9 protein-coding genes are annotated in these 8854 nt (G+C 46.1%); 5 read left to right on the forward strand and 4 right to left on the reverse strand.

Features of this window, described 5'->3' with window-relative positions; all coding sequences use genetic code 11:
* Both ACQY6Q_RS15335 and ACQY6Q_RS15340 read right to left on the reverse strand, forming a co-directional pair.
* Positions 1 to 495, reverse strand: a 495-nt coding sequence (locus tag ACQY6Q_RS15335; protein ID WP_427982695.1) for a hypothetical protein, incomplete at its 3' end; no start/stop codon positions are given.
* A gap of 389 nt (positions 496 to 884) precedes the next feature.
* A complete protein-coding gene (locus tag ACQY6Q_RS15340) occupies positions 885 to 1442 on the reverse strand; it encodes a VC2662 family protein (protein WP_427982698.1) in 558 nt (185 codons plus the stop codon).
* A gap of 217 nt (positions 1443 to 1659) precedes the next feature.
* Here ACQY6Q_RS15340 and ACQY6Q_RS15345 point away from each other — a divergent pair, with 217 nt between their 5' ends.
* On the forward strand, positions 1660 to 2817 hold the full coding sequence (locus ACQY6Q_RS15345; protein WP_427982700.1) for a PQQ-dependent sugar dehydrogenase: 1158 nt from the start codon (positions 1660 to 1662) through the stop codon (positions 2815 to 2817).
* Positions 2818 to 3125: 308 nt separating this feature from the next.
* Entirely contained in the window at positions 3126 to 4613 is a 1488-nt protein-coding gene (locus ACQY6Q_RS15350; RefSeq protein ID WP_427982702.1) for an L-fucose/L-arabinose isomerase family protein, read from the forward strand.
* A gap of 59 nt (positions 4614 to 4672) precedes the next feature.
* Here ACQY6Q_RS15350 and ACQY6Q_RS15355 read toward each other — a convergent pair whose 3' ends face one another.
* On the reverse strand, positions 4673 to 5248 hold the full coding sequence (locus tag ACQY6Q_RS15355) for a TetR/AcrR family transcriptional regulator (RefSeq protein ID WP_427982705.1): 576 nt from the start codon (positions 5246 to 5248) through the stop codon (positions 4673 to 4675).
* Between the two features lie 264 nt (positions 5249 to 5512).
* Between ACQY6Q_RS15355 and ACQY6Q_RS15360 the strand changes: the two genes are divergently transcribed.
* From ACQY6Q_RS15360 to ACQY6Q_RS15370, 3 genes are read left to right on the forward strand one after another with little or no spacing between them, the layout of a single operon-like run.
* The gene (locus tag ACQY6Q_RS15360) at positions 5513 to 6118 is read left to right on the forward strand and encodes a glutathione S-transferase family protein (protein ID WP_427982708.1); all 606 of its coding nucleotides are present in this window, start codon (positions 5513 to 5515) and stop codon (positions 6116 to 6118) included.
* A gap of 24 nt (positions 6119 to 6142) precedes the next feature.
* A complete protein-coding gene (locus ACQY6Q_RS15365) occupies positions 6143 to 6610 on the forward strand; it encodes a DUF1348 family protein (RefSeq protein WP_427982709.1) in 468 nt (155 codons plus the stop codon).
* A gap of 21 nt (positions 6611 to 6631) precedes the next feature.
* Positions 6632 to 7564 (forward strand): pyridoxamine 5'-phosphate oxidase family protein, encoded by a 933-nt coding sequence (locus tag ACQY6Q_RS15370; protein WP_427982711.1) that lies wholly within the window; start codon positions 6632 to 6634, stop codon positions 7562 to 7564.
* A 12-nt stretch (positions 7565 to 7576) separates the two neighbouring features.
* On the opposite strand, the gene ACQY6Q_RS15375 is transcribed toward ACQY6Q_RS15370, so the two are convergent.
* Complete coding sequence (locus ACQY6Q_RS15375) at positions 7577 to 8764, reverse strand: patatin-like phospholipase family protein (protein WP_427982714.1); 1188 nt, start codon at positions 8762 to 8764, stop codon at positions 7577 to 7579.
* Positions 8765 to 8854 lie beyond the last annotated feature (90 nt).

Raw genomic sequence — 8854 nt, forward strand, 5'->3', positions numbered from 1 at the left:
ATAGTCAGCACGGCCTAGCCGCAGCATGGTGACTAATTTATGTGGGTTGGATACTTTTTCATACCCCAGCTCTGAGAGTTGATAAAACATCTCAAAATAAGGGATGCCAGTAATGCCAACCGGCTTGAAGTGAGCTAACTCGCTTGGCTCTTCAATACAGCTTTGGCTTTGGTGTACCCATATCCATAAGGCTGAACTTTCTATTGGAACATCGATTTTAAACATGTTTTTCGTTTGACGGCCGGGGATTTCATAAGCAAAAGCTTCACCATCGAGTTCGTCGTACTCCATTAGGTGCTCGGCTCTAATTTCCGGTAGCGGAAGCAGCTGAAGGGAGATGTTTAAGTTGTTAGCAGCAAGCTTTAAGCTTTTTATACTGGCTTCTTCCCCGGCATCGAGGTCATGGTCGATTAAGGCGACTTTTAGTGTTTGAGCTCCTAAGGCTGCGTTACTTAATAAAAGTAATGTCCAGCAAAGTCTTCGAAGTCGTATCATTTAAGCGAAACCCTTCAGTTGGTTGATTCAAGTATAGAATGTCGCTATTTGTTGGTGAGTTTTTTTCAAGTTTGTTGTGAGCTAACGCTGTCTGGTTGGTTATGCTTGGGTCTTCTACCAAATAAAGACCATGTGAGAGGTTTAGCGGGTAAGGACACGGTCTTAAATGTAGCTCATGGTTCGGTATGCCTCGAATTGGCCATGCCGGCAGTAAAGGTTTAAACCGATAGACAAGGGGCGAGCGGTTAATCAGCGTGACAATAATCGCCTGTAGAGAGATTATTCGCATCGATAGGTGCGAGTGCCATGAGGGGGATGGAATTAAATGAGTCGGTGTTTGTTATTGCAACAAGGGAAAGGTTGGCTTTCCCTTGTATGTTGGCTATAGCTTATTTGGCGAAGTTAAATATTGGGAAACATTTAAAGAAGCCGTTATCGGCACAATTGATGATGCCAATTTGTATGCCGTCGATTTGCTTAGTCATATTGAACAAACCTATTTGAACGTTAGATTTGTTAGAAATACTGGCCAAACCTACATCGGCCTTGGTATAGCCCTGCGAAAAGTTTACCGCACTCCAGTTTAAGCCGTTAACGTTATTGGTGAAGTTGACCGCGCCTAGGTTTACCCCGGTGGTTAAGCCGGTATTCCAGTTAAATAAACCTAAAGAAGCGCCTTTCATTTCTTCGGTGACTTTAGCACCGCCCCAGAATAAGCCAAAGTTAATGCCAGTGCTGCGTTTGGTTTCAGACATACCTAAAACCGAAAAATCGACGCCTTTCACTTCATCGACTTTGCCGTGTAATACCGATAGGCGCACACCACTAACTGCATTCGCGTTGGGAGCATTGAAACCATCAATGCTTGAAAACATCACAGGGGTTTCGGCTAAGGCTGGCAGTGAAAAGCAAGATGTGAGGATAAGCGCTGAGAGCGTTTTTTTCATGATAAATTCCAGTCTGTGGTATTTAAGCCATTAGTGCTACAAAACGTACTAAAGGCTGGTTAGCTAAACAATTATACTTAAAACCAAATCAAATGAGAGAATTGTTTTGCATCTCAAGCTTGAAACCGGCTGTATTGATGCGGTGACTCGCTAAGGTTTTCGACGATGCGAGGTGACAATGCTAAGGTGTAGTGAGGGAGCTGATGGAGTAGGCAAGATGAACATGGCAATCAAACATCGCTGGGCTGTTGCGGGATTAATGTTGGCTTTGCTAGCAACGTTCGCTATTGCTTCTGCGGGCGTGCAGCAGCGTTTCACCAGCCAAGACTATACTCTACAAGTGACCCGTTTGACGCAATTACCCGGTGTGCCTTGGGGCATGGCTTGGTTGAACCGCCACACCTTAATAATTAGCTTACGCCACGGCGAGTTGTTGAGCCTTCGCCTCGATAAACTATCTGCCCAGCAGCCTGCATGGCAAAAAATCACTGGTTTACCCACCATTTGGGCGCGTGGCCAAGGTGGCTTGTTAGACGTAGTGAAGGGGCCTGATGGTTGGTTTTACTTTACCTACAGCAAGCCTCAGCAAGGTCAGGGGGTGACCGCTTTAGCTAAGGCTCAGTTACTACAAGATGAGCTAGGAAAAGTGAGTATTGCGTTTTGGCAGGAGTTGTTTGTTAGCGATTCTGCCAGTGATACTAATCGCCATTATGGCAGTCGTATCGCCTTCGATAAGCAGCATCTGTATTTTTCAATTGGTGACCGCGGAGTGCGAGAGAATGGCCAAAATACCCTTAATCATGCTGGGAGCATCGTGCGTTTAAATCTCGATGGCAGCATTCCTAGCGATAATCCTTTTGTTGGCAATAGCCAATTTGCCGACGCCATTTATAGTTATGGTCATCGTAATCCTCAAGGTTTGGCCTACGATGAACTCAAGCAGCGTTTGTGGGCAATAGAACATGGCCCGCGCGGCGGCGATGAACTGAATTTAATTGAAGCAGGGGCTAATTATGGTTGGCCTATCACTTCCCATGGCAAGGAGTATTGGGGGCCTTTAAAGGTAGGCGAAGCAGAAACCATGCAGGGCATCCACTCACCCTCTAAGGTGTATGTGCCTTCGATAGCGCCGGGTTCTTTGCTGCTATATCAAGCTAAAGCTTTTAGCCAGTGGCAGGGTAACTTATTCACTGGCGCCTTAAAGTTGCAGCACCTTAATCGTATTGTGCTGGATGAACAGGGAAATGCTATCGCTGAGGAACGTTTACTAACTGAGTTGAACGAGCGGATCCGGGCCTTAAGTGTTGGCCCGCAAGGTTTGCTGTATTTTACTACCGATAGCGGCAATCTTTACCAACTGAGCCCCGAGAATTAGCTTGCTGTTGTTTTTGGTAAAGCGAGCGGTCTCGCCTGCTTAAGTTACTTTTACTTGCGACAAAGAGGCTCACTTTCTTTTAAACGGGCGCTATGATCATCGCTGTAGTAGCGGTAGCGCCCATTCATAAATTTATTTGTGGAATGTTGTAAATCACTTTTTCAGCTAACGTTTTTTTACTTCTGTATTTCGCAAATTAACAAGCAACGGCTTTGTTGATCCGCATCAATTCAATTATGACTCGCTGATAACGCACAGTAGGGAGACTAATAACAAGGTCAAAAGACCCTACACCCGTGGAGCGAGTGATGATTAATATCCCACAAGTAAAATTAGGTATTGTTGCGGTGAGCCGTGACTGTTTTCCTATTTCATTATCTGAGCAACGTCGTCAGGCGGTAGCTGGAGCCTGCATTGAGCAGGACATTGAGTTGGTTCAATTAAACACCATTATTGAAAATGAAAATGATGTAGTTAAAGCCCTAGCCGAAGCTGAACAGGCGGGTATTAACGCCTTGGTTATCTACTTAGGTAACTTCGGGCCCGAAGGCCCGCTGAGTTTAATGGCGCAGCGTTTTTCTGGGCCATGCATGTTTGCCGCCGCGGCCGAAGAAACTACCGCAGGCTTAAAAGACGCGCGTGGTGATGCTTATTGTGGCGTATTGAACGCGTCTTACAGCGCCGGTTTACGTAACCTAGCGGTGCATATTCCTGAGTATCCGGTTGGTACCGCCCCTGAAGTGGCCGCAATGATTGCTGATTTTGTGCCAGTGGCTCGAACTATTTTAGGTTTACAAGGGCTTAAAATTTTCTCCTTTGGACCTCGTCCTCAAGACTTCGTTGCTTGCAACGCCCCCATCAAGGCCTTGTTTGACCTTGGCGTTGAAATCATGGAAAACAGCGAACTGGATTTGTTCGACCTTTATCAAGCCGCCGAGGGGCATGCTGACATCCCTAAAATTGTTGCTGAAATGCAAGCCGAGCTAGGGGATAACAATCCTTATCCTGATCTGTTACCTAAGTTGGCCCAATATGAAGCAGCCTTGTTAGATTTTCACGCGGCCAATTTAGGCGCTTCTAAGTTTGCGGTATTTGCCAATAAGTGCTGGCCTTCATTTGAGAAGTTCTTTGGTTTTGTGCCATGTTACGTGAATGCGCGCTTGGCGCAGCGTGGCATTCCGGTGGCTTGTGAGGTGGATATTTACGGGGCGCTATCAGAATACATGATTAGCTGTGCTACTAATCATCCGGCAACGCTGCTGGATATTAACAATACCGTGCCTCAAGACATGGTGGCGGCTAATGCCAGCATATTGGGCGAATATACGGCGAAAGACTTATTTATGGGCTTTCACTGTGGTAATACCGCGCCAAGCTGCATGAAAAATTCGCAGCTACGTTTCCAAAAGATCATGCATAGCTTGATGGAAGCGGGCCAAGAGCCAAACATTACTCGTGGCACCTTAGAGGGGCAAATTAAACCCGGCCAAGTTACACTCTTCCGCTTACAGTCTACCGCCGATACTCAATTGCGAGCCTACGTGGCTCAGGGCGATATTTTGGATATTGACCCTCAGTCATTTGGCGCGATTGCAGCGTTTGCTATTCCTGAAATGCAACGTTTCTACCGCCATGTATTGATTGAGAAACGTTATCCTCACCATGCCGGCATAGCTTTTGGCCATGTAGCTAAAACGCTATATCAAGTGCTGCATTTATTGGGGGTCACTGATATTGATTACAATCAACCAGCGCAGCAGCGCTACCCTAACGAGATCCCTAGTGTGTTTCTGTAAGCGCTAAATATCGTTAAGTACTATGCCTAACTAAGCCGAGCAATAACTCGGCTTTGGTTTTATAGGGATTGCTTCAATAAGATGTAAGCTATTTGTTTGGCGCGTTTGGCAGCTGTTGCATCGTTACAAGTATGGGCTGCTACAATGGCACCATCGGCCAGCATGGCTAGCTGTTTGGCTAGGCTTAATGGATCCTTAAGTGCTAAGCCATTTAGCTGTTGTTGAATCAGTTGCCGTACTGCCTCTTTATGTTCGCTACAGGCAAGGTGTACTGGATGGTCTTGCGAGTGGTATTCGGCAGAGGCATTAATAAACATGCAGCCAAAAAAAGCGCTGGAGTTAATCCATTCATCTAAGCCATCAAAAAACGCCATAACGGGGGCAAACTCAAGCTCACACTGTTGCTGCGGAATAAACTGTTCAATCTTGTCTTTAAGTAAAACCAGTAACTGCTGATCGCGGCGCCTTAAACAGGCAACAATTAACTCTTCCTTAGACTTAAAGTGATTGTATAAGGTTTTTTTGGCCACTCCAGAGCTGGCCAAAATGGTGTCGATACCGGTGGCACGAAATCCTTGCTGGTAAAATAATTGCTGCGCGGTATCGATAAGCAAATCTCGTTTGCGGCTAGTCATCATTCTTTCCTACAGTCTTAATACAACAAGTATACCGTTCTGTCTCTTTTTTTGCACGGCCTTCATTATTCACTCTAATTAGCCACTCAGATTTCACTATTTATCTCGATTAATCAAATAGTTGATTTTATGGTTCAAAAAACACGTTGACATAGACAGGTCTGTCTCCTATTTTGAATAAGAAAGGAGACAGGTCTGTGTACTTTGGTGTTTGGCCAGCTGGTCTGTTTCATCTTTGCTAATCCAAATGAACGAGGAACGATGATGTTAAAACTGTATGATTTTGAATTATCTGGACACGCCCACCGGGTGCGCTTAATGCTGGCTCTGCTTGGTTTAAACTACCAAAAAGTCACGGTTAATTTGGCTCAAGGAGAGCATAAGCAAGCCGCTTTTCGGCAAATCAATCCCTTGATGCAGGTGCCTGTTTTAGAGGATGAGGGGATGGTAATCCGCGATTCCATTGCGATTATTACCCACCTAGCTAATAACTATGCGCCAGCTTGGAATCCCAAAAACAGCGAATTACAGGCGCAAATCCAGCAGTGGTTAGCGATAGCCCGTAACCTAGCTGATGGGCCGGCTAAGGCGCGCCTTATCACCGTGTTTAACGCTCCATATGATCCCGAATCTGTTATTGCCAACAGTCATCAGCAACTTGCGGTGATTGACCAGCTATTAGCGGGCAAGTCTTGGATGGTGGGCGCTGAGCCAAGCATCGCCGATGTGGCTTGTTATTCATATATTGCGCACGCCCCTGAAGGTCAGGTTGCGCTGGATTCATATGCCAATATTTTGGCTTGGTTAGAGCGCCTTGAAGCCTTGTCAGGCTTTGTTGCGATGCAAAAAACGCCCTTGCGCGCGGCTTAACTTAACATTGAGTGAGGAACAATTATGCAACAACGACACCCCTTACCACCGTTTAACGCTGAAACTGCTGCGCAAAAGGTTCGTCTGGCTGAAGATGCTTGGAACTCACGCCAAGCGGAAAAGGTGGCGGCGGCTTATAGCCCAGACAGCCAATGGCGTAACCGCGCTAGTTTTATTAATGGACGTGAGCAAATTACCGCGTTTTTAAGTGCCAAATGGGAGAAAGAGCAGCAATACCGTTTGATAAAAGAGCTATGGGCTTATAGCGATAATCGTATTGCGGTGCGTTTTGCCTATGAATGGCAAGATCAAGCTGGGCAATGGTATCGCGCTTACGGGAATGAAAACTGGGAGTTTGACGAAAATGGTTTGATGCGCAGCCGTTATGCCAGCATTAACGACTTGCCGATCAGCCCAGAGCAACGGCTGTTTCATTGGCCGCAAGGGCGCCGGCCTGATGAACACCCTGGCTTAACTGACTTGGGTTTGTAGCCATCTAAAAAAGGAGAAGCTATGGCGGTGTTTCATCAAGGAGAACTTGCTCTGCAACAAAAGGCAGGGGTAAAAGATAAGCTTGGTCCTATTGGTGAGGCTTATATTCGAGATTATCTGCCCTTGCAGCACCAACAGTTCTTTACCCAACAGAAGGTGCTGTTTGCCGGTTTAACCGATGATCAAGGACATCCCTGGGCGTCTCCTATTATTGTTGGACAAGGTTTTATTCAGTCGCCCAACCCGCAGACTCTCGTGATCGAGGCTCGAGTTTTACTAGAGTATTCACGGCGGCTCAGTGTAGACCGTCACGACCATTTGGCCTTATTGGGTTTGGATTTTGCCAGTCGTAGGCGTAATCGCGTTAATGGGGTGGTGAGTTACAGCAGCCCATCAATGCTACGTTTAGAGGTAAAACAAAGCTTTGGAAATTGCCCCAAGTATATTCAGCAGCGCCAAGTGCATTGGCGAAACGGTAGCGCCATGCCTAAAGCGGAAGATTTTAGCGAATTGGCGATTGATGACACTTACGTGCAGTCCTTAATTGAGGGCTGCGATACCCTGTTTATTGCCTCTCGTTCGAAGGCGTTAACCCCAAGCAATGGTGGGGTAGATGTGTCGCATCGTGGTGGTAAAGCTGGGTTTGCGCGTTATTCGAAAGTCTTGGGTTTAGTTATTCCAGATTTCTCCGGCAACTCTTTTTTTAACACCTTGGGGAATATTTACTTAGATAGTCGTGTCGGTTTATACCTTCCCGATTTTAATTCGGCGAATTCGCTGTGGTTGAAGGGGCAAGCAAAGATTGAAACTCGAGTCCCCCGAGCTTATCGCTATCGGGGAGCGCAGCGTTATTTGCTGGTGCAGCTGGAACAAGCGTTACGGTTAGCTAATCAGGGCTTGTTGCAAAGCGGGCAAAGCCAATTGTCACCGGCGCTGCTAGACACCGGTGACTAAATTAAGGCGAAACTAGTTTGGTAGTTCGCTTACCCATAGCTCTCCGCGTTGAGCTTTGCGGTAAGCATGTTGATACAAGTTGTAAATGTGCTGAGTATCAAACATCACTTTAGGTTTCTTGTAAGATACGAAGTCTGTATCGATGTAGGTTAAAGCAATTTCAAAATTGTTTTTCTGGCTCATGTACATCATGCGGTAATAGTCGCCGCGAGCTTGGCGTAAAATTAGCGAATGTACACTGCGCGAAATTAAACCCACAGACTTATCTGGAACGGGTTGATAGTCGTTGCTTAGCTCGCCATTTCTTATCACATATACCTTAGGTTTTTCGTTTAAACCTAATGCCTTGCTCACTTTTGAGTAGTCATAACCAGAAGGGTCGAAGAACATCTGGTAACTCAAACCGCCATCTACGTGTAACTCTTCAAATTTTTCGCCTTGTTGGTAAACCTCAACAAACTGCGGAGGAAATACCCCTGGAATTGAGGCACTGGCTGCCAGTACTTGATGAATCAAAGCCTGTCTGTTGACTAAGTCGCTGGCGGCAATGGCGCCAATATTCCAGGTAATTTGTTCACCAGAATCAAAATGGGTGGTGCCAATAAATAAGCGACGACCTTGTTGATGCTGCTGCGCAATACGCTCGATCATATCGCTAGTGTAGGTTTCTTGAATTAACGTTAGCAAACTTTCTTTTTTAGCGAAGGCGTCTTTAAACAACACATTTAGAATGTTTTTCTTACCAAGAATTTTATCGTCGGTAATACTCAACATTGCTGCTTTTAGTGCCTCAAAATCTTGATCTTCACCGGCAAATACAAAGGGAGCAATCAGGGCACCCGCGCTGATACCCGTGATGATGGTAAATTCAGGTAATTGTTGTTGGTCGTGTAAACCCACTAGGGCTCCGGCGCCATAAGCGCCATCGGCTCCACCACCGGAGAGGGCCAAGAAGTTAAGGCGCTCACCGTTTACCTTCAGCGGGGTAGTATTGTTTTCTGACAGTAAAAACTCTGGCTGCTGATTAGCCCAAAAGCGTAAGGGTTCAGCTTGCGCTTGGCTTTTGCTGGTTAGTTCGGCGCTAGGTTCTACTGTAACCGTTTGAAAGTTGTCTTTATTCACCCTTTTTTCAAGAGGGTGAGTAGTCGAACAAGCGCTAAGTACAATTAAGCTAATTAATGCAATGCTTAAACGTTTCATTGTATTTCCTCTTAAAGAGCCTCAGCTCCGGGCTATAAGAAATTAAGTGGGGAAATCAGTCCCCGATTGAAGTTATGCGCCGATGATAGA

Source organism: Agarivorans sp. (assembly GCF_050295395.1).
Taxonomy (GTDB): Bacteria; Pseudomonadota; Gammaproteobacteria; order Enterobacterales; family Celerinatantimonadaceae; genus Agarivorans.